Origin of the sequence: Dyella acidiphila (assembly GCF_014863405.1) — a bacterium.
GTDB classification, from domain to species: Bacteria; Pseudomonadota; Gammaproteobacteria; order Xanthomonadales; family Rhodanobacteraceae; genus Dyella_B; species Dyella_B acidiphila.
This window is the reverse complement of sequence record NZ_JACZZA010000011.1, coordinates 134,671-156,684: the sequence shown is the minus strand read 5'-3', so window position 1 is coordinate 156,684 and position 22,014 is coordinate 134,671. Positions and strand designations below refer to the sequence as shown.

Annotated in this window: 15 protein-coding genes; 10 read left to right on the top strand and 5 right to left on the bottom strand. The window is 62.8% G+C overall.

The window, feature by feature from the left end; translation table 11 throughout:
* Positions 1-23 precede the first annotated feature (23 nt).
* Positions 24-281 carry a hypothetical protein gene (locus IGX34_RS16745; RefSeq protein WP_192556866.1) on the bottom strand — a complete coding sequence of 86 codons (258 nt, stop codon included), beginning with the start codon at positions 279-281 and terminating at the stop codon, positions 24-26.
* A 387-nt stretch (positions 282-668) separates the two neighbouring features.
* On the opposite strand from IGX34_RS16745, the gene IGX34_RS16740 reads away from it, so the two are divergent.
* A complete protein-coding gene (locus IGX34_RS16740) occupies positions 669-1,496 on the top strand; it encodes an enoyl-CoA hydratase-related protein (RefSeq protein ID WP_192556865.1) in 828 nt (275 codons plus the stop codon).
* A gap of 497 nt (positions 1,497-1,993) precedes the next feature.
* On the top strand, positions 1,994-2,503 hold the full coding sequence (locus IGX34_RS16735) for a hypothetical protein (protein WP_192556898.1): 510 nt from the start codon (positions 1,994-1,996) through the stop codon (positions 2,501-2,503).
* Between the two features lie 96 nt (positions 2,504-2,599).
* On the opposite strand, the gene IGX34_RS16730 is transcribed toward IGX34_RS16735, so the two are convergent.
* Together IGX34_RS16730 and IGX34_RS16725 are read right to left on the bottom strand one after the other, a co-directional pair.
* Positions 2,600-5,020, bottom strand: a complete 2,421-nt coding sequence (locus IGX34_RS16730; protein WP_225737541.1) for a glycosyl hydrolase family 95 catalytic domain-containing protein — start codon at positions 5,018-5,020, stop codon at positions 2,600-2,602.
* A gap of 16 nt (positions 5,021-5,036) precedes the next feature.
* On the bottom strand, positions 5,037-6,296 hold the full coding sequence (locus IGX34_RS16725) for an SGNH/GDSL hydrolase family protein (protein ID WP_225737540.1): 1,260 nt from the start codon (positions 6,294-6,296) through the stop codon (positions 5,037-5,039).
* A 339-nt stretch (positions 6,297-6,635) separates the two neighbouring features.
* On the opposite strand from IGX34_RS16725, the gene IGX34_RS16720 reads away from it, so the two are divergent.
* The 5 genes from IGX34_RS16720 (at position 6,636) to IGX34_RS16700 (ending at position 13,712) form a co-directional block, all read left to right on the top strand.
* Positions 6,636-8,885 (top strand): alpha-galactosidase D, encoded by a 2,250-nt coding sequence (locus IGX34_RS16720; protein WP_225737539.1) that lies wholly within the window; start codon positions 6,636-6,638, stop codon positions 8,883-8,885.
* A gap of 244 nt (positions 8,886-9,129) precedes the next feature.
* Complete coding sequence (locus IGX34_RS16715; RefSeq protein WP_192556864.1) at positions 9,130-9,648, top strand: Csu type fimbrial protein; 519 nt, start codon at positions 9,130-9,132, stop codon at positions 9,646-9,648.
* 12 nt (positions 9,649-9,660) lie between these two features.
* Positions 9,661-10,383, top strand: coding sequence for a fimbrial biogenesis chaperone (locus IGX34_RS16710; protein WP_192556863.1), 723 nt, complete (start codon positions 9,661-9,663; stop codon positions 10,381-10,383).
* A 30-nt stretch (positions 10,384-10,413) separates the two neighbouring features.
* Positions 10,414-12,756 (top strand): fimbria/pilus outer membrane usher protein, encoded by a 2,343-nt coding sequence (locus IGX34_RS16705; protein ID WP_192556862.1) that lies wholly within the window; start codon positions 10,414-10,416, stop codon positions 12,754-12,756.
* Positions 12,753-13,712 carry a Csu type fimbrial protein gene (locus tag IGX34_RS16700; RefSeq protein WP_192556861.1) on the top strand — a complete coding sequence of 320 codons (960 nt, stop codon included), beginning with the start codon at positions 12,753-12,755 and terminating at the stop codon, positions 13,710-13,712. Before IGX34_RS16705 ends, IGX34_RS16700 begins: the two co-directional genes overlap by 4 nt.
* Before the next feature lie 16 nt (positions 13,713-13,728).
* Here IGX34_RS16700 and IGX34_RS16695 read toward each other — a convergent pair whose 3' ends face one another.
* Positions 13,729-14,016 (bottom strand): hypothetical protein, encoded by a 288-nt coding sequence (locus IGX34_RS16695; protein WP_192556860.1) that lies wholly within the window; start codon positions 14,014-14,016, stop codon positions 13,729-13,731.
* A 729-nt stretch (positions 14,017-14,745) separates the two neighbouring features.
* Here IGX34_RS16695 and IGX34_RS16690 point away from each other — a divergent pair.
* Positions 14,746-15,768 (top strand): hypothetical protein, encoded by a 1,023-nt coding sequence (locus IGX34_RS16690; RefSeq protein ID WP_338015498.1) that lies wholly within the window; start codon positions 14,746-14,748, stop codon positions 15,766-15,768.
* Between the two features lie 83 nt (positions 15,769-15,851).
* Here IGX34_RS16690 and IGX34_RS16685 read toward each other — a convergent pair whose 3' ends face one another.
* Positions 15,852-19,097, bottom strand: coding sequence for a TonB-dependent receptor (locus tag IGX34_RS16685; protein WP_192556858.1), 3,246 nt, complete (start codon positions 19,095-19,097; stop codon positions 15,852-15,854).
* A 313-nt stretch (positions 19,098-19,410) separates the two neighbouring features.
* Between IGX34_RS16685 and IGX34_RS16680 the strand changes: the two genes are divergently transcribed.
* On the top strand, positions 19,411-20,424 hold the full coding sequence (locus tag IGX34_RS16680) for a LacI family DNA-binding transcriptional regulator (protein WP_192556857.1): 1,014 nt from the start codon (positions 19,411-19,413) through the stop codon (positions 20,422-20,424).
* Between the two features lie 65 nt (positions 20,425-20,489).
* Complete coding sequence (locus IGX34_RS16675) at positions 20,490-21,785, top strand: MFS transporter (protein WP_338015497.1); 1,296 nt, start codon at positions 20,490-20,492, stop codon at positions 21,783-21,785.
* Positions 21,786-22,014: the final 229 nt, after the last annotated feature.

Sequence of the window (22,014 nt, the reverse complement as noted above, 5' to 3'; positions counted from 1 at the left end):
CAGGCCTGCCGGCGATGGACGCTTTAAAACTCTGGATGCGTTGCGACGAGCGCCCGGTGCGGGCGTTGAGGCGGGAGGCCGCTGCGTGGCCCGGTGTGGCCGGGATGGAATGCAGGAGCAAGCCGAATGCGGTGAAGGTGCGTCTTGCCGTGATGGCAGCGATCCGCCAGCGAGCGGCGGAGGGTTTGGGCATTGGCAGCAATGCCCTTGAATACGCGGGCGGGCACGCAGTTTGCGCGCAGGTTTGTCATCACGAAAACGCGAACGGCTTCTGATTTCATGCGCTGGCTTCCCACCCTTCGACCTGACTGACCGCAAGCAGCAAGATCCTGGATGGCGCCCCTACGCGCGCATCCCTTGCTGTTCTTCCAGCCCCTCTCCAAGCCCATTCAGATCTCCCGCCGTGGCGAGCATGATCTGAGCCACCCCTGATTTGGATCGATCTAAATTCCCTGTTGCAAATTAATGCGCCGGAGCCGCAATAAGTCACGCTGCGGCGCAAAATAATTGATCATCGAACGAGGGGAATTGGCGGCCCGGGGGCGCGAACATGCGGTCTTTTTTTTTAATGGCGCATCGGCGAAGTGCCGGTGCTTCAAGGAAAATACCGCGCCACGTTGAAGTTACGCAGCTGTTTCCGATATCTGTTGTCTTTTGAGAGCGAGCCCATGCATACCGACTACTTCCGACTTGAGATCGACAACGCCATTGCGCATCTGCAATTGAACCGGCCGGATCGGCTCAATGTGATGGATCTCGCTTTCTATGCCGGCCTGCGCGAGCTGGTGCAATCGCTGGATGCGAGCGGTGAGGTGCGCGTGTTGCTCATCAGTTCCACCGGCAAGCATTTTTCGGCAGGCATGGACCTGGAAGTGTTCGCCGGCATTGCCGACGATTTCGACACCAGCACGCCGCGCAAGCGCTTCGGATTCCAGCGCGCTTTAGCCGGCCTGATCGATGGTTTCGACGTGCTGGATAAAGCCCGTTTTCCGGTGATTTGCGCCGTGCAGGGCGGATGCATCGGCGGCGGCCTGGATCTGGCCGTCGCCTGCGATATCCGCGTATGCAGTGCCGATGCGTTCTTCTGCCTGCAGGAAACCCAGATCGGCATGACCGCCGACCTGGGCGTGCTGCAGCGCCTGCCCAAACTGATTCCGGCGGGCGTGGCGCGCCAGATGGCTTACACCAGCGAACGGCTTGGTGCGGAACGTGCCCTGGCGACCGGCCTGGTCAATGCCGTACTGCCGGATGCCGATGCCTTGCTCGGCCATGCCATGGAGCTGGCGCGCAACATCGCTGCCAAATCGCCGCTGGCGGTGGCGGGAAGCAAGGCAGCGATGAACTTTGCGCGCGACCATGGCACCGCCGAATCGCTGCAGCAGATGGCCTTGTTGCAGAGCGCGATCTTCGATACCGGCGACCTGGCCGAGGCGATTGCCAGCTGGCAGGGCAAGCGTGCGGCGCGTTTCGATGCATTGCCGCCGCTGAAAAAATAGCGTCTGCGCAGCACAGCGTGATGTGGGCAGGCGGAGGAGCGTCCCCAGCTATCCCTGGGGCGATTTTTTTCACGCCATTTCCACATTCACACGTGATAGCGTCATCGTGCTCAAGGGGGAATTCAGGGATTCATTTCAGTCGGCCAGGATGGGCCACTTCATTGCATCAGGTATTGGCCGCCGGCACTTCGGCGTCCTTTTGGTGTTTCAACTGGTTGGCTTGTTCTCTGGCTGCGTGCCGGTGTCTCTCAGTGTGCTTATTGCCGACAGCCGAATCTCGTTCGGCTGCCGCGGAGACTTGCGCGTCAGCTGTTCTGCCTGGAGCAACCCGATAGCCGTCAGGCATGCCGATGCCTGTTGTTCCCGTGTGGCTGCGGCCGCGCGTAGGGCAGGGCTATCTCGCCGAAATCAAGGCCAATCGTTGCATCAATTCATCAAGGGGAAGCGCCACTATGCGTATCAAGATCAGTCGTGCGGGTTATCTGCTGGCATGCGGCATGGCATCGCTGGCCGCCATGTCCTATGCGGGCGCGGCGGTTGCGGCACCGGTCACCGGCACCGCAAAGGTCCAGCTGAGGTATGTGTCCGCCACGCTGCAGAACGGTCAGCAGGACCAGAAGCCCGAAGATGTCGCCGCTTGCCGCAAGCAGGTGTCGTCGATTGATTCCCGCTATCTCGGCGTGACGGTGACGACCCGTTATTCGGTCGATGTGAAAACGCTGATCATGAGTGCATCGTCGTCGCTGCCGTCGCCGGTGGCTACCAAGCCGCTGATACTGACGATCAGCTTGTCGCCGCTCGGCATTGCCGGGCAGTACGCTTTCGGCGCCTTCCGTCCGGCCGCGCTGCCCAACACCTATGTGCTGTACTTGATGGGGCTCGACTTCAAGGCACCGCGGTCGTCGGTGCTGGTGCTCAACCAGGGCAAGGCCTTCAACTGCCTGGTGAGCAGTGATCCCTCGCCGTTAACCGGTGCCCTGGCCGACAAGCTCAAGGTCGACCAGTAACAAGGTTGTTGGGCAGGCTGGCGCGCCATCTTGGGGTTGGCGCGCCATGCCTGCCTGTTGTCGCGATGCGCCGCCTGGGGTGCGTGGGGCGGGCGGCTATGCTTTTATCGTGATGGATTGGCCGGTCTGCAGCGAAATGGCCTGCACGCGCTGGCCGAACTTCAGCTGGGTGCGAGTACCGCCGATGCTGTGCACGGTGACGTGGGTTATGTGGCCATCGCGCCAGCGCATGTCCACCACGAAGCCGTTGCGCGCGCCGATACCGGTAACTTCGCCTTCCGCCGCCCAGGCCTGCGGCAGGGCCGGCAGCAGCTCGATCGAATCCGGCCGCGAATACAGCAGCATTTCCAGCATCGCCGTCGGTGTGCCGAAGTTGGCGTCGATCTGGAAGATGCCGCTGTGTGCGCTCATCTGGTAGATATCGAACAGATTCATGGCGGTGCCGTTGCCGCGTAGCTGCCAGGGTGCGAGATTGTTGAGCACCAATTGATAGGCACGCTCCGCCTGCTTCAGGCGCGCCCAGCATATGGCTCGCCAGGCGCAGGCCCAGCCGTAGCTGGTCATGCCGCGTGCTTCGAGCAGATGCGTCACGCCATCGATCAGCGCAGCCGGGCTGTGCTCCAGGGTGATGCGGTCGCCGGGAAAGAAGCCGATCAGCGGCGATAGATGGCGATGGTGGCTTTCGCCCAGGTTTTGCGGCGACATCCATTCTTCCAGCCAGCCGTTTTCGCTGCTAACCGCGGGCAGATACAACTTCGCCTGCAACGCGCCAATGGTCGAACGGTAGGGCGCATCCAGGCCGAGGATGGCGGCTGCCTGCTGATAGTTGTTGAACAGATCCCACACCAGTTCCTGCGCGTAGGTAATGCCTTTGGCATCCTTGGGGCCTTGTTCCGGCGACCAGTCGCTGTCGTCGACCAGTACTTCGCGCGTCACTCCACTGACGGGATCGGCGATATGCCGTGTGAGCAGGCGTGCTTCCCAGAATTCGCAGGCGCCCTTGAGCAGCGGATAGATGCGCGCGAGGTAATCGTGCTGCAGCGTGTATTGATAGTGCTGCCACAGGCTGTTGCACAGCCACGCATTGCCGGCCGGATGCCACCACCAGCCGTTGCCGCCGAAAATATTGGTGGAGATGGCCAGCGTCCAGCCGGCGAGTTTGCCGGAGCTGTTGCGGAAGCCGTTGCGCGGATCGTTGAAGTGCTGCCGGGTGATGGCGGTCCAGGATTCGACTTGCGCCAGACAGTAATTGGCCAACGCCTCGAAACAACCGGGCAAGCCGGCGCGATCGGGCAGCCAGTAATTCATCTGGATATTGATATCGGTGTGGTAGTCGCTCATCCATGCGGGCGTGTTGTCGCTCAGCCACAGACCCTGCAGGCTGGTGGGCAGCCGATCGCGCGATCCGGAGATGGTGAGATAGCGCCCGAATTGCAGGTAGGCCGCTTCCAACTCGGGATCGGCCGCAGCGCCGGGCTTGGCGCGCGCCTGCAGGCGCGTCCAGGTATCTTGCGCGCGTTGTGCCGGTGTCGACGCGCCGAGCTTTACCTGCATGCGGTCGTATAGCGTGGCGTAGTCGGCGATATGGGTATGCAGCAGCACATCTGCTGTCAGCGCCGCGGCAGCCTCCAGTTTCTGCGTGGCCAGCGCCAGCGGATCCAGTGCGCGATCCAGATAGCCCTTGGCGAGATCCGGGCTGTAGTTGGTGCCGCCGCAGTACAGGATGGTAAGTGCCTCGCAGTCGGCAAAGCGCAGCACGCCATGTTCGATCGATACTGAACCGGAGCGGTTTACGGTCTTTATCGCGGCGGCGTACTTCAAGCCGTTGCCCAATGTGCCATCGAGATGGCTGCCCGCCTGCGCTACCTGGGTAGCTTCTGCGTGCGTTCCTTGCAGGTCCAAGGCACCCGACCAGCTGCCGCCGCCGCTCTGCGAGAGATGCACGACGATGACGTCGTCCGGATGGCTGGCGAATATCTCGCGCAGATACTGCACGCCGTCCTTGCGATAGGAAATGCGCAGGTAGCCGTTGGCCAGGTCCAGTTCGCGCCGGTAGTTGCTGATGTGCGCCGATTCGTGGCCGCTGACCTGCAGATACAGCTTGGCCAGCATGGTGAAGCTGCCGAAATCGGTGCTCTGGTAACGGAATTGTCCATCCTGGTCGAGCGCATCGTTGCGGCCGCCGAGCCACATGGAACTCTCGGTGAGATAGAGAAAATCCCGTCCCGGATCGCCGCCGACCAGTGCGCCCATGCGGCCGTTGCCGATCGGCGTCGCTTCCTGGATGGCGTTCGCTTCGGAAGCCGGCGTGGCATACCACAGCGTGGGGCCCTGGTTCGACGGTGCGCGCATGCGGCGTGGATTTTGCGCTGGCGCAGTCGTGGCTGCGAAGCCGGGCATGCTCAGCAGCGGCAAGAGCGCGGCCATGCTGGCGGTCATCTGCAGGAAGCGGCGGCGTGAGGCTTGTGCAAGCTCGTGCTGGTGGTCGCCTGCCCGCGGATGCGCTGGTTGTTTCATCGGCAATTCTCTTGGCTTAGCGGGTGAGCAGGCGCAGATCGATGGCGTTCGCCATGGCCTGCATGCCTGCCGCGTTCGGGTGCAGGTGATCGCCTGAATCGTAGCGGCTGAGCAGGGTGTCGGGATGGGCGGGGTCGCGCATGGCCTGATCGAAGTCGATCACGCCGTCGAACGCGCCGCTGCTGCGGATCCACTGATTGCAGGCCTGCCGGATGGCTTCGCGCGACGGGCTGTCATAGCCGGCGCCGCGATCGGGCAGCATGGTTGCGCCAATGATGCGGATGCCGGCGGCATGCGCCTGTCCGATCAGATTCTGATAGCCGCCGATCAGGTCCTGCGCAGTCAGCGCTTTGCCGTTCGGGCCGGCGTCGTTGCCGATATCGTTGATGCCTTCCAGCAGGATCACGGTGTTTGTTCCGGGCACGGCGAGCGCATCGTGGGCGAATCGCTTGATCGCGCTGAAGCCCTGCCAGATGTTCGGGGCATCGGTCAGCACGCGGTTGCCGCCGAGACCGGCGTCGACCACGGCAGCAGGGTGACGATCATCGGCGAGCCGGTGCGCCAGATCATCGGGCCAGCGCGCGTAAGCGCCTTTCGGCGTGTTGTAGCCATCAGTGATGGAATCGCCGAAGGCAACGATGGTGTGGCGGTTGGCGGCGAGCACGTCCACGCCAGAGAGGTAGTACCAGGATGTGCTGGTGCGCGTGTAGCGGCCGCCATCGATATCTGCCGTGCGATCGCCGCTGCCGGCATCGCTCAGATAGCTGGTATCGAAGGCGTCGGAATGCCAGGTGGACGCGCCGGTTTGAGCGGGAAGATAGAGGCTGACCAGCAGATTCTGGCCGGCCTCGACCTGCATCGGCAGCGGATCGCTGAAAACCTCGCCGCCCGCGGCCAGCGTGAAATGGGCAGCATGCGCGACGGTGACGCGGTGCAGCGAGCCGTCGACAGCCGTCGCGCCATTGGCCTGGTAGGCAATGCTTACGCTGCCGATACGCAACGGTGTGCTGCTGCGCAGATTGGACAAGTGCAAGCGCAGGGACGAGCCGCCCAGGCTTGCATGCACGGTCATTCGCAGGGTTTGCGCGTTGAACGACGGACCGCCGATGGTGACGCTCGGCGCCCACACGCCGACCCGTTGTTCGGCAAGCGGCGCTCGCGTCGCAAGCGCGGCGCACAGGCCCGATGCTGCCGAGAGCGCGATCATCATCAGCAATCGTGCGCGGTGTTTCGTCATCCACAACTGCAACAGGTCGCGTGTGATCACGTTCCGCATTTTCACTCTTCCATGCTTGACAGGGTGAACGATCCAGGCCTAGGTTATATTATATGACAAATATGCATAGTTAGCTGCATATTGTCACGAAAACGGATGTTCCGGGGTGGGCGAAGAGGGATCCCGGCGCATCCGGCGTAGGCGGTGTGATGTGTAGTGGCCGCGGCTGCTGTTGTTCGATTCCGAGAAGGCGAGCGGGCCTGCCGAAGCGTCGGCGGCTCACGCGCCGTCATGGCATGTTGCTAGTGAAGGCCGCGCCTGTCTGCCCGGACCTGTTGGGCTTGCTTGCCCCGCTTGAACTGGGCGTCCTCCAATCTCTTGAAGGGAACGTCGACAGTCATGAATACCTTGGTATGTAACGGCGGTGCGCGTGCACCAGCCGATGGCGCGGCCATGGCACCGCGCGCATTGGCGCAGACCCTGAAGTTGTTGTTGTCGCGCGGCGCGCTGGCCTGCGGCTTGCTCGGCGTGGCCACCGGTGCCGTCGCGCAGGTCAACGGGGTAGCGCAGAAACCGTATCTGGGCTGGAGCAGTTTCAGCCAGCAGACGCTCGATGCGAGCTTTCTCACCCAGGCCAATGTCACCGCGCAGTCGGATGCACTGGCCAGTTCGGGGCTGCAGGCGCATGGCTTCAACTACATCAATATGGATTCCGGCTGGCATGGTGGTTTCGACGCCAATGGCAGGCCCATTCCGGATCCCAGCCTGTTCCCGGATATCAAGGCGCTGATCGACCATATCCACAAGAACGGCCAGAAGGCGGGCATTTACTGGATTCCCGGCGTCGAGGAGCCGGCCGTTACTGCCAATTCCCCGATCCTCGGCACGCCGTATCACATCCAGGACATCCTCGCCGTGCCGTATACGGCGGGCAATGCGTTCGGCTCGCCCGGCACCTCGCCTTATCACTACAAAATCGACTTCAGTAAACCGGGTGCGCAAGCGTATATCGATTCGGTGGTCGCACTGTTTGCCTCATGGGGCGTGGATTTCATCAAGCTCGATGCGGTAACGCCCGGCTCGTACAACGATAATCTCAATATCGACAACCGGCCTGACGTGGCGGCCTGGTCCAAGGCCATCGCCAACAGCGGACGCCCGATCTGGCTGACCATCTCCTGGGAAATCGATCAGGATTATCTCGGCGTATGGCAGCAGTTTTCCAACGCACGCCGGATCGATGACGACGTCGAATGCGAAGGCCGCTGCGCCACGCTGACCGACTGGCCGCGTATCTACAAGCGTTTCAGAGACCTGCCGGGCTGGGAGAATGCAGTTGGCCCCGCGCTGGGCTGGAATGACATGGACTCGCTCGATATCGGTGACGGCAAACTGGATGGTCTCTCGCATGCCGAGAAGCGTTCCGCCATCACGCTGTGGGCGATGGCGAACGCGCCGATCTATCTGGGTGGCGATCTGACCAAGCTCGACGAGTTCGGCAAGCAGCTGGCCACTGCCGATGAAGTGCTGGCGGTGGATCAATCCGGCAAACCGGCCAGGCAGGTGCTGGGCGGCGATCTGCCGGTATGGCTTGCCGATCTTGGCGATGGCGACTACTACGTCGCCTTGTTCAACATGAATGCCACGCCGGCCGAAGTGACACTGCCGTGGCGTGAAATCGGGCTGGACGGTGTGCACCAGGTGCGCGACCTGTGGACGCGGCTCGATCTCGGCTCATCGCCCGGCAGCTTTTCGACGGTGCTGGATGGCCACGGCGTGCGACTGCTGAAAATCTCTACGCGTGTCGGCCACGCGCCGCAGACGCCTTCCACCAGCTACGCCGCTACGGCGGCCACGTTGGCGGGCAGCGCATCGATCGCCGACTGCCCCGACTGCTCCGACGGCAAGAAGGTCGGCGGCCTCGGTCTCGGCATCGGCAATACCGTGACCTTCCAGAATGTCTATGCGCGCCGGGCCGGCGTGTACCTCATGCAGGTCGATTCGATGACCTTCGCCTTGCGCTCGTACCTGTATACGGTCAATGGCGGTCCGTACCAGACGCTCAATGCCGGCGGCGGCAGCTTTCTCATTCCTTCCAGCACGACGCTGCCGGTATGCCTGCAGGCAGGCTACAACAGCATCCAGTTCGGCAATCCGACCAGCTATGCACCCGATCTGGACCGCATCGTGATCAGCGGGCAGGGCGATGCGGTATTGCCGCAAGCCACCACGTACGAGGCCGAGCAGGCTACGCTGGGCGGTACCGTCACCGCGGGTTTCAGCAACTATGCCTCGGGTCTGTCCAAGGCCGGCAATGTCGGCAATGGCGCGGCGAATACGGTCACTTTCTCTAACGTCACGGTGCCGAAAGCGGGCACTTACCAGCTTGAAATCGACTATGCGACCAGCGGTACGCGCACCCTGGTCGTCACCGTGAACAACGCTGCGCCGATTTCACTGAGCCTGGATGGCAGCACCTTCGACGATCCGCGGCCGGCGCTGTTGCGGGTCCAGCTGAAGGCCGGAACCAATACGATCCAGCTGGGCAACCCCAGCGACTACGCGCCCGATCTCGACCGCATCGTGGTGGCTCCGGTGCTTGCCGCAGATGCGGGCGCCGGCGTATCGACCCGGATGTGCCCTCGCTAGCAGCGCTCATCGCAGTGACAAATGCGCACGCTGCATGGCTGCCACGCTGTGTGTGTGTTGCGGGCGGTGAATGTGTTCCTGAAGAAGCCGGCAAGCGCGCGATGCTTGCCGGCTTCTTCACATCACGTTGATTGACGTTTTTTTTCGCGACCGCTACAAACCATACAAACCACAGGGGCGCGTACCGGCAACATGCCGGGCGCGGGGTGATGCTGGCTTGAACCTGACAACTGTGGAGCATGTTATGAAGCCCTACCTGCCGGTGATTGCCAGCACATTGTTGCTGGCAACCTCGTTGCCCAGTGCTGCCGCGACGTATTCGAACGGCACCAGCACTGCCACCTTCAACGTAACCCTCACCTTGCAGGCGAACTGCGGCATCACTGCCAATCCCTTGAACTTCGGTACGGCGGGCGTGTTGTCCACGGCCATCAATCAGCAATCCACGCTCAGCGTCACCTGCACCAACACCACGCCTTACAACGTCGGCCTGGATGCGGGCACGGTGACCGGTTCTACGGTGACCAGCCGCCTGATGGCCGGCACTGCCACCGGCAATACCGGCACCACCGTTGCCTTCCAGCTTTATCAGGATGCGGGGCACACCACGGTGTGGGGCAATACGCAGGGCACCAATACGGAGGCCGGCACCGGCAGCGGCGCAGCACAGACCATCAACGTATACGGCCAGGTGCCGCCGCAGGCCACCACGCCCAAGCCCGATACGTACCAGACCACGATTACCGCGACCGTTTACTTCTAGGCCCGGTTCCCGATGAGGTCTATACGCGCCGTTTTTGCAACGGTGATCGTCGCCCTGTGCGCTGCGGCGCAGGCGACATCGCTGCAGATTTCGCCGGTAACGGTGGATATGCCGTCCGATGCGAATGCGGTGGGCATCACCCTGAGCAATCCCGGCACGCAGCCGCTCTACGGACAGGTGCGGGTGTTTCGGTGGGGGCAGAACGATACCGGCGATACGCTGGACGCTACCCAGGACATCGTCGCCAGCCCGCCGCTGATCCAGGTTGCGCCGCATAGCGACCAGCTGGTGCGGTTGGTGCGTCAAACGCAGGATGCCGTCGCCACGGAACAAAGCTACCGCATCCTGATCGACGAAATTCCACACGCCGGCAGCGACGAAACCAATGGTGTGACGATCCGCCTGCGCTATTCGGTGCCGATCTTCATTCACCCGGCCGGCGCGATCGGCAAGCCCAATTTGTCCTGGCAATTGCTGCACGACGCGCAAGGCTGGTTGCTGCACGTGGCCAATACGGGAAACCGGCATGGACAGATCGGGGAGGTAAAACTGCTGGCGGGAGGCAAGACCCTGACGCTCAACAAGGGCCTGCTCGGCTATGTGCTGGCCGGTCGCGAGCAACAGTGGAAGGTCGCGCTCGACCCGCAACTGGCACTGCAGGGTCCGCTGACACTGCATGCCATGATCAACGGACAAGCCATCGATGCGACGGTGTCGGTATCAGCGCCACATTGAGCGGACATGGCATGCAGGCAATCACATCCGATGCAATGTGTTGCCCTGTGTACGGCCGCCGCGATGGCCATGACGCTGCCGGCGCATGCGGGCGCGGACAAGTCCACCGACGCGATATCGTCGAGTGCGTTCCTGGGCGAGGCCAACCAGCCGCAAGAGGTGTATCTCGAAGTGACATTGAACGGTGAACGGCAGGGACCGCTGCAGCGTTTCGTGCTGCGCGGCGGCAAGCTCTTCGCGACCGGGCAGACACTTGCCGCGATCGGCCTGGCCAGCGACAAGCTCGGCGTGCCGGCGGCGCAGGAAGTGTCGCTGGATGCGCTGCAAGGGCTGCGCTATCGCTATGACGCCTCTACGCAGACGGTGGCGTTGACCGTGGAGAATCGCCTGCGCAAACCCTACACGCTGGATGCCCGACAGCTGCAGGCCACGCCGAAGGCCAGCTCGGGGCGCGGCGTCATCGTCAACTACGATGCGATTGCGCAGAGCGATGCGCGCTCGCGTCTGGCGCTGTGGTCGGAAGAGCGTTACTTCGATCCGCGCGGCGTGTTCAGCAATACCGGCGTGGCCTACCTGGATGCGGACATGCATCACTACGTCCGCTATGACACGTCCTGGACCGAGTCCGATCCGGATACCTTGAGTTCGGTGCAATGGGGCGACACGATTTCCTCATCGCTTTCCTGGTCGCGCTCGATCCGCCTGGCAGGGTGGCAGTGGCGCAGCAATTTTGCGCTGCGGCCGGACCTGGTGACGTTTCCGCTGCCGATGCTGTCGGGTTCGGCCGCCGTGCCGACGGCGCTGGATCTGTACATCAACAATATGCATCAGCTGCATACGGATGTACCGGCCGGTCCGTTCGAGTTGACCAATGCGCCGGGCATCACCGGCGCCGGGCAGGCGACCGTGGTTACGCGCGATGCGCTCGGCCGTTCGCTGTCCACGTCGCTGCCGCTGTACGTGGATCCGCGGCTGCTGTCGGCGGGGCTTTCCAGCTATTCGCTCGAGCTGGGTTTTGTGCGCCGGAACTATGGCCTGGATTCCGACGACTACGATCCGCATCCCGCCGGCAGCGGCACCTGGCGTTACGGCGCCAGCGACAGCGTTACGGTGGAGGGACACGGCGAGGCCGGCGATGGCTTGTTCGATGCCGGCGGCGGCGCACTGGTCCGGCTGGGCATGGCCGGTGTCGTCAACGGCGCCATCTCGGCCAGCGGCGGACGGATGCAGGGCACCCAGCTCAATCTTGGCTATCAGTTGATCGAGGCGCGCTTTTCGATCAACGCGCAGACCACCCGCACCTTTGGCGACTATGGCGATCTGGCGGCGCGCGAGGGTACGCCGGTGCCCTCGGCTATCGACCAGGTAACGGTATCGTTTCCGTTTTTCAGCCAGCAGGACCTGGCTGTCAGCTACATCGGCTACCAGGTGCGCGGCGGTGTCAGCTCGCGCCTGGGGTCCGTGTCGTATAACCTGAGCTTCGGCAATTTGTTGTCGCTGTATTTCAGCGGCTACCAGGATTTTGCGCAGCACCGCTCGCGCGGTGTTTTTATCGGCGTGAATATCGGCCTGGGCGATCGCGTTTCGCTGGATACCACCGTGGGCCGGCAGAACGGCAAGCTTTACTACAACACCAATGCCGTGCGCACGCCCGATTACGGCGGCGGCTGGGGCTGGGGACTGCAGTCCGGCGGCAGCGGTGGCATCAACTATCGGCAGGCGCAGCTGGAATACCTGGGTAGCGATGGGCAGCTGACCGGCACGCTGGATACGATCGCCGGGCATACCACCGGCTCGCTGGAGGCGTTGGGTTCGGTGGTGCTGATGGATGACAGCGTGCAGCTGTCGCGGCGCATTTACGATGGCTTTGCGCTGGTGTCGACCGATGGCGTGGCCGATATTCCGGTGCTGCACGACAACCGCGTGATCGGCGTTACCGATGCGCAGGGGCATTTGCTGGTGCCGGACCTGAATTCCTACCAGGACAATCACCTTGCCATCGACAGCTTGCGGCTGCCGGCCGACATGCATATCGACCAGACCGCCGCCGATGTGGTGCCGCAATCGGAATCCGGCGTGCTCGCGCATTTCCCGCTGGGCCATGACGAGTCCGCGTCGGTGATCCTGCATGATGCCAAGGGCAAGCCGCTGGCGCCCGGTTCGCGCGTTCGTTATCTGGAGAGCGGCGCCGAAACGGTGGTGGGCTATGACGGTCTGACCTTTATCGAAAATCTTCACCCGGACAATCATCTGCAGGTGGATACGCCGGCCGGAACCTGCATGGCCAGCTTCCGCTACCGGCGCCCGCAGCATCATGACGTGCCCACCATCGGGCCGCTGCTGTGCCAGGTGCAGCAGGTGCATTCGCCATGAAGTATCTGGTCCGCGCACTGTTGCTTTGCCTGTTGCTGCTGGCCGGCGGCCGGCTGCATGCGGAGACCTGCACCGCTACTGCGTCGTCGGTCAACTTCGGCAACGTCAGCCCGATTGCGGGTACGGCGGTGGCCGCGTCGGGCACGGTCAGCATCACCTGCACGTGGTCGACCGTCACGCTGACGCCCTCGGTGCAGGTTTGCCTGAATGTCGGCGCCACCAGCCCGCGCCTCATGAGCAACGGCACCAATACGCTGCAGTACGACCTTTATCAGGATGCCGCCCATTCGCTCGTATGGGGATCGGTCTACAACGGCACTACGCCGATCGGGGTGCAGTTGAACAAGCCCGCTACCGGCACCAGCGCGACTACCACCGTGAGCTATTACGGCCTGATTGCCGCCAACCAGCCCACGGTGCCCACGGTGAACAACAGCAGCACGGTCTACAGCCAGGGCTTCGGCGGCAACCAGACCTCGCTCAACTATGGCTTCTACGTATTGATCGCACCCACGTGCGCGTCGCTGACGACGTCGAACGGCACTTTTCCCTTTACCTCCAGCGCCACGGTGGTGAACAACTGTTTGATCAGTGCGACCAACGTGGCGTTCGGCACGGCCGGCGTATTGCGCAGCAGCCTCGCGGCAACGGGATCCATTTCCGCGCGCTGTACCAATGGCGATGCCTTCCGGATTGCCTTGAACGGCGGCGTCAGCGGCAATGTCGCCGCGCGCACGCTGCAGCAGCAAGGGGGCACGGGGGTGGTGAGTTACCAGTTATATACGGATAGTGCGCACAGTATTCCCTGGGGCGACGGCACGGCCGGCACCAGCACGGTTACCGGTACGGGCAGCGGCAATGCCCAGGCCATCAGCGTCTACGGCCAGGTACCGGCCCAGGCTACGCCGGCGCCGGGCAGCTATAGCGACACCATCACCGCCACCATCGTTTTTTAAGCAGCGGCAGGTTTCGTCAAAACATCACCAGCCAAGTGGTCTGACTCAGCTTCGTCGTCGATGAAGGAGCATCCTTGCTGCTGCCGGCCGGTTCTACGGTCAGCCGCGTCAGGCTTGGTGTGTCGTGCTGACAGGAAACGCGCGGCGATGCGGTCTGCGCCGGCTTCGCTGGCGTTGCCTGGATCAGGCAGCTCTCGCGAATGACCAGGCTCACGGGCATGGACGCCGTGGTGGCGGATTGGGCGCCCCAGGGAGTAACCCACAGGGCCAGGCCGAAGCCCAGAGTCTTGATGATGCGCTGCATGTGCGGAGCTGGATGGAGAAGTGCCTCACGTCGTCATCGGCGGTTGCGCCGATAACTTGAGTGCGGCGGAAAAACCGCCGCGGGATCGTGATGGCGGGTCATGCGCGCGCCTGCAGCGGAAATCCTCCGCTTGCCATTGGGACGCGCATGCTCAATCGATTGATCTTAGGAAGGCAGCAGGTCATTCCGGTAGCGGAATTATCTGGCCGTGCACGGCAGCCCATGCATTTTCGTTTTTGTCTTAGTTGCCCGTTTCCTGCGAGGCTGACGGATTGCTTACGTCGATCTGGCTGGCGCGATCGGCGATTACGGCAAGCGATCATTCGAAACAGCGACGTCGAATGCGCAGTTGACTGTCGTCATCCTGACAACTGCGCACGCAATGAACTGCGCAAATGTGCAGGCGCGATCATGTTTGTGAAAGTCGCGTCATTTTGCCTTGTTTTTGCAGCAAAAAAGTTTTCGCGGGGTAGGGAAGCCGCAACACATCGCGTTTGTATATAAGCAGTCCGGATATGCATTACTCGGCTGCGCTTGGAAAACGATTGCTGATGTTGCTGTGTGTTGCTTCAGATGATGTATCGACTCCAGAGGGGGAGGAGTGGACAACTACAAACATTTTCCCATCAGGAGAGAAGAATGCAGTCGACAACGAAGTTTGGCGTACGTCGCACGGTGCTTGCTGTTTGTGTAGCAGGTGTTCTTTGCCTCGGCGGAATTTCTTCGTCGGTGGCCGCGCAGGCAAGCGACGAGGTGGCGGTGCAGGCGCACAAGGAAGCGCTGACCAGCTGGCATGAATCGATCAAGCATTTGCCGCCGCCCACCGAAGGATGTTTCCACGCTTCCTTCCCCAGCACGATCTGGACTCGCGTGGCCTGCGGATCGGCACCGCGCTATCGCTCGGCGATCCACTGGAAAACGGTACACACCGCCAAGGGTGCGCTGCTGCGGCCGGAAACCGCCGGCAACGGCACCGACTATGTGGCGCAGGCACCGTCCACCACCGTTTCGGCCGTAGGCAGTTTTCCTTCGGTCAGCGGCCTGACTTCGGAAAAAGGCGTCAACGTGCCATTCGGTGGCGGTGAGAGCGATGGCATCACCGGCAAGAACGAATACACGCTGCAGCTCAATACCGATATCAATTCCTCTTCCACCGCCTGTTCCAACTTCGGCTATTCGAGCTGCCAGGTATGGGAACAGTTTGTCTATTCGACCAATAACAACGGCTCGCCGGCCGAGCCGCAGGTATTTATCCAGAACTGGGTGTTCCCGTCGGAAAGCGACTATGAAAATGTCGGCTGCCCGAGCGGCTGGAACGACGCCAGCGGCAATGGTCAGTACGCTTGCTTCGTCAACAGCAATGCCACCAGCGTGCCCGCCGTGGCAGCCACCGATCTCGGCAGCCTGACGCTGTCGGGTGCGACGTCGGCCAATGGCAACGATACGGTGACCTTTACCGATGGCTCGGAAGCCTATTCGGCCAGCGAGCCGGACAGCACCAACAGCCTTGCCTCGTGGTGGACGCAGTCGGAATTCAATGTAGTCGGCAACGCCGGCGGCTCCGAGGCCCAGTTCAACAGCGGCACCTCGCTCACGGTGAATCTGGCGGTCAACGACGGCAATGGCGATACGCCGAGCTGCGTAGGTCCCAGCAGCTCAGGTACCACCGGCGAGACCAATAATCTGAATCTGGGCAGCTGCAGCGCTTCGGGCGGATCCACGCCTTCCATCCAGTTCACCGAATCGAACTGAAAACACGCAGGCGGTAAATAACAACGCCGAGGGAGAACGCTCCCTCGGCGTTGTCATGCGCTACGCCAGGCTGGAGTAAATGCTCAGAAGTCTGCGCGTACGCTGAGGTTGTAGCGCGTGTCGTCGCGGAAGAAACCCTTGGGCACGCTCAGGCCGCCGGTATTGACGATCTCGCGGGTCTTGAAGGTCGAGTTCAGGATATTGGCTGCCTGCAGCGATACCTTCACGTGATCGTTGATCGCGTAGATGATCGAGGCGTCCAGCTGGCCCTGCGAGTCGGCCATTACCGGCAGGAACGGATAATCCGCTTCCACGCCCGTGATCAGGTACTTCGACCGCCAGTTGTAGGCAAGGCGGGTGGAGAGCGGGCCCTTCTCGTAATACATGGTGAAATTGTAGGTGTTGCGCGACAGCTCGTAGGGCGGCAGCTTGAGCTGGTTGATGCACTGCGTGGGCGGCGCATAGCCGCTGGGGCAGAAGTCGGTCGAGCCGTAGCTCAGGTTATGCGGCCTGATATAGGTGTAGTTCGTCTGCGTGCCGAAGCCGGACAGCCAGCCGGGCAGGAAATCGTATTTCTGCTGATAGGCCAGCTCCACGCCGCTTACGCTGCCTTTCTGGTTCAGGTTGGCCAGGCCGGTGGTGTACTGCTCCGGATAGGTCACGCCGTTGTTGGTGACGGTGGTGTCGACCACACTGGTGATGGTCTGGATGGTGTTGTTCAACTGCTTGTAGAACAACATCGCGGAGATGGAACCGGCATGGCCGAAATACCACTCCTGGGTGATGTCGAAGTTGTGCGCGGTAATCGGCTTGAGATACGGATTGCTGGCGCTATAGCCATTGCCCACCGTCGGCGCGGTGCTGCCATTGGTGCCGTAGGGCAGCAGTCCGCTGATCGACTGGCCCGCCTGCAGCTGGTCCAGCGTCGGCCGGTATACCGATTTGGAATAGGCGAAGCGGGTGATCAGGTCGCTGGTCCAGCCGACCGACAGGTTGAAGCTGGGCAGCCAGTTGCCGTAGGAGCTGCTGGCGCTGATTGGCGTGTAGCCGCCGTTGGCGAAGTTTATGTACTGCTGTTGCTGGGCCGACGTCAGCGCGCAGAAGGTGCCCGGCGCCGCGGTTGCGCCGCCCTTGGTCTGATTGAGGCAGTACTGCGCAATGCTGACCCCGTTGAGTACGGCGGCCTGGTTCGGCAGCACCAAGTAGCCGGAGGCGTCATCCTGCGTGTGCACGTAGCGCAGGCCGACATTGCCAGTGATCTGCAGGCCGCTGAGGAAGTCGGTGTTGTCATTGCCGAAATTCAGGCGCACGTAGGCGGCATTGGTCTTCTCCTCGTTGGAGGCGACTTCCTGCGGCAGGTAGAACGTGCCGGGCACGAACACGTCGTTCGCGACATACAGCGGGCGCTGCGTAAGGGTGTAGTACGGGCCGACGCTGCCGGGCGGGTTCATCGCCATGGCCTGCTTGTTGATCTGCTGGATGATCGCCACCGCCTGCTGGAACTGGGTGAGCGGATTGAGATTGAAGTACGGCGCAGTCAGGCCACCGAAATTACCGTTGCTGAAACCCTGCAGGTTGAGGTTGTACAGCGAGGTGGCGCCGGGCGTATCGGCGGCGGTGACCGCGTTCTGCCCGTAGGGCGAGCTGATCGCCTCGTAGTTGTAGGCCGAGTTCTGCACCACTTCGCGCTGATCGGAATGGCGTACGCCGAACTGCAGGTTGTCGAGGAAGCCGCTGTCCACGTCGAAGGTGCCGTCCAGGCGCAAGGTACGCTGGTTGCCCCACGAGTTGGCGAAGTGATCCTGCGCTGCCGCCCAGTAGCTGTTGTTGGGGTTGGCGTAGTACTGGGCCGCCGTTTCATTCGGATTGGGCGACAGCAGGCTTACGCTGGGCACGTTGTTGCCGTGCAGGGCGATGTCCCAGTTGGCCTGGGTCAGCTGGCGGATGTAGTAATAGAAATTGTTGTAAGTGGAATTGGTGTCCTGCACATCGGCGCTCAGGTGCAGGCGGTCGTTGACGTTCCACTTCAGATTGAAGCTGTAGTCGTTGGTGATGTAGCGGTTCCTGAAAGCGGTGCTGTCCAGCTGGGTCGGCACACCGCCGTAAGTGATCGGCAGGAAGGTCGAGGTACCCGGAGCGCCGGAGATGATGCCCGACTGGAACACGCCGTTGGAATCGTAGGTGGGCGTGGTGCCCGCCAGCGGCACCGCGCAGCCGGCCAGCGACTGGGCAAATGCGCAGCCGTCGGTGGATGCCTGCAGGGTGTGCTCGTAGGTGGTTTCCGTGTCCGAGGCGCGATCCCATTCCAGCGTGGCCTGCCAGGCCTTGTCCGGGCTTTCCCACTGCGCAGACAGCACGTGGCCGAAGCGGGCGCTGGTTTCATCCTGCACGCGGATGTCGCCACCGACCGGCACGTAGGCGTATTGGCCCGGCGCCAGGCCGGGGTAATCGTCGGTTCTGCCGCTGGGAAGCGAGCAGCCATCGCAGCGGCGCTGGAAGTCGACCAGCGAAATCGCATTGTCCTGCTGGTCGATGCGGTCGTAGGCGACGTTGAGCAGCACGCCGAAGCGGCCGATCTCGGTGTTCCAGTTATGGCTGAACAGGCCGGAGATCTGCGGCGTGCTCTTCTTGTCCAGGCTGCCCCAGTAGTCGCCGACGGTGATGGAAGCCTGCGTATCTTTCTTGCTGTCGAACGGCTTGCGCGTATTCAGGTCGATCGAGCCGGCGATGCCGCCCTCGATCATGTCGGCCGTCTGGTTCTTGCTTACCACCACCGAGCCGATCAATTCCGGCGACACGGTGAAGAAATTCAGGCCCTGGCCGCCGCCGGCGGAAAACACCTCGCGGCCGTTGAACAGCGTGCTGGTGTAGGGCAGGCCCTGCAGGCTGATGTCCGAGCCCTGGATGGAGAAGTGGTCCGGATCGGCCGCCACGCCGAAGGCGCTTACCGCCACGCCCGGCACGCGCTGCAGCGCTTCGGTGACCGAGGTGTCGGGCAGGGAGCCGGCATCCTGTGCCGAAATCGCATCGACCACCGTATCGGCGTAGCGCTTGATTTCCTGCGCACGGTTCAAGCTGCTCGAATAGCCGTTGACGGTCAGGCCATTGAGCAGCTTCGCCTCTTTCTCGTCGGCCGTGGCGGTGGCGTCTTTCTTCTTGTCCGCCGGCTTGGTCTTCGCGGGCGCGGCCTGGTCGCTCGATGGCGGTGCGGCTTGGTCGGTCTGCGCGTGCAGCTGTCCTGCGGCGAACAACGTCATCGCGATCGCGAAGGACAGCCGGCATGGCTGGCTGCTGCTGCGCGCAGGCGAATACGTGGATTGCTTCTTCATTCCTGACTCTCCCCAAGTCCAATGAATACTCGTTGCCGTGCCTTGGTCGATCCCCGTAAGGCGAAGCGGCGAAAGTGCAGTAAAGCGCAACGCAGCATCCACGATCAGTAGGACGCTCCCCATATTTCCCCTTGCGTTGCGCTGCAGCACACAGGCGTTGGCCCGCGAGGCACGCTAGTCAAATGTACAAGCGCTGTCAATAAAGAATACCAGCGCTGGTATTTTGGGCCCCGAAGAGTGAAATTTAAGTGGTGGCCCGGCTTGCGCTTGGGTTAGCATGAGCCGTTGCAAGTCATACAGGGTGGGGTTGTACATGCCTGCGAGAATCGAGGACGTCGCTGCGCATGCGGGCGTGTCCACCAAGACGGTGTCGCGTGTCCTCAATGGCCATCCGAGCGTGCGCGCCAAACTGCGCGTGCGGATCGAAGCGTCCATTCGCGCGCTCAATTACGTACCCAATCCGGCCGCGCGCGGGCTGGCCGGCAATCGCTCGTACCTGGTGGCCTTGCTGTACGACAACCCGGCGGTGGGCTCCAGCTACATCATGGAACTGATCGTTGGCGTGCTGCAGGCGTGCAAGGGCACGCCGTATAACGCGGTGCTGCATCCTTTCGAGGCCACCGACGACCTGGCCGCGCAGATCGACAACTTCGTGGCGACGCACCGCCCGGACGCGCTGGTGCTGGTGCCGCCGCATGCCAATAACATCAAGCTGCTGCAGCGCCTGGACGAGCTGGACATGCGCTATGCCACCATCTCCTCGAAACTGCGCGAACCGCGCATCGACATCGGTTTCGACGAGCGCAAGGCGGCGGCGGATATCGTCGAGCACCTGATTTCGCTGGGGCACCGGCGCATTGCCCATATCGCCGGCCTGAAAGGGCACGGTGCGCGTACCTGGCGGCTCAACGGCTATCGCGATGCGCTGCGCAAGGCCGGCATCCCCTACGACGAATCGCTGGTGCTGGAGGGAGATTTCACTTTCGCCGCGGGCGCGGCCGGCGCCAGGACCCTGCTCAGCCGGCGACGCCCGCCCACGGCGATCTTTACCGCCAACGACGACATGGCTTGCGGCGTGATGCGCGAAGCCTACGAGCGCGGGCTGGCCATTCCCGACGACCTGTCGGTATGCGGCTTCGACGACACGCCGGTGTCGCAGCTGATTTCGCCCGGCGTCACCACCGTGCACCAGCCTTGCCGCGAGATCGGGCGGCTGGCGGTGGAGAGCGTGCTGCAGTCGATCCGCGATCCGGCCCTGCGTCTGCAGGCGCGCGTGCCTTACGAGATGCAGCTGCGCGCCTCCACGGCCGCGCCCGGAAAGCCGTAGGATCTGCGCTACGCCACCGGGTTCGCCATGAACCGGGCCGGTGCAGCCGGGGAGATGCGGAAGCGGTGATCGACGATATAGCCGAAGCGGCGACGCACGGACTCGCGCAGGGCGCGGCGCCCGCGGATGCGGCATGGCCGGCGCGCCGGGTTGGCTGGCGCTTTATCGCGGTCTACGGCATGGCCTACACCGGGCTGTGGATGGCGCTGCTGCCGCCGATCCTTACCGGTTTGACGATGCGCGTGCGCGAACTGGCGCCGGCGCATGCGGCCGGCAGTCTGTCGCTGGTGGCGGGCGTAGGTGCGCTGGTGGCCTTGTTCGGCAATCCGTTCTTCGGCCGTTGGTCGGATCGCACGACATCGCGTTTCGGCATGCGCCGCCCTTGGCTGCTCGCCGGCGCCCTGGGTGGTGTCGCAGGGCTGGCGGTAATCGCCACGGCGGTGTCGGTGCCGCAGCTGTTGCTGGGCTGGTGCCTCACACAGCTGGCCTATAACGCGGAACTGGCTGCACTGGCGGCGATCCTTGCTGATCAGGTGCCGGCGTCGCAACGCGGTACGGTGTCGGGCATCGTTGGCATCAGCCTGCCGCTGGGCATGATCGGCGGCACCTTCCTGATGCAGGCGCTGGTCGATTCCACGCTTGCCATGTTCCTGGTGGCGGCCGTGATCGCCCTGGCCAGTGCGTTGCTGCTGGTCTGGGTGCTGCCCGATCTGCGCCTGGCCGCAGCGCAGCGCCCGCGCTACGGATGGCGCGAATTCCTCGGCAGCTACTGGCTCAATCCGCTGCGCTTTCCCGATTTCGCCTGGGCCTGGAGCAGCCGTTTTCTGCTTTATGCAGGGATTGCGGTGTTGCTCACCTATCAGGGCTTCTACCTGATGCACCAATTGGGTTGCGTGCCGGCCGACGTGCCGCGCCGGATCTTCCTGTCCACCCTGGTGCAATCCTGTGCGGTGGCGATCTTCAGTGCCGTAGGTGGTGGCTGGTCCGATGCGGTCGGGCGGCGCAAGGTTTTTGTGGCAGGCGCGGCGCTGGTGTATGCGCTGGCCTTGCTGATCATCGCCTTCGCTACGACGTATGCGTGGTTTCTGCTCGGCATGGCGATTACCGGTGCGGCGCAGGGTATGTACCTGGCGGCCGATCTGGCCTTGGTGACCGATGTGCTGCCGCAGCGCGAAACGCATGCGGCTGGGAATCTCGGCATCTTCAATATCGCCAATGTCATGCCGCAATCGCTGATGCCGGCGATCGCGCCGGGCATCCTGTGGATGAGCGGCGGGAACTATGCGGCGCTGTTCGTGGTGGCGGCGGCCCTGGTTGCGCTGAGTGCGTGGGCGATTCTGCCGGTGCGCGGAGTGCGTTGAGGGGCCGCCGTCATCCCGGCGAAGGCCGGGACCCAGCGACTCGTTGCGCGAAAAGCACTGGATCCCGGCTTTCGCCGGGGTGACGGCGGAAAACCACGCAAACGATGCTTCTGGTTTCTTGCAGAACTGAAGAGGCGGCCGCGAGGGTGGGGCGCCCAATCCTCGCTGATGCGATTCCCGTCACGCAAAAATGACAGCGCTTGTATTTTCATAATTGACAGCGCTTGTA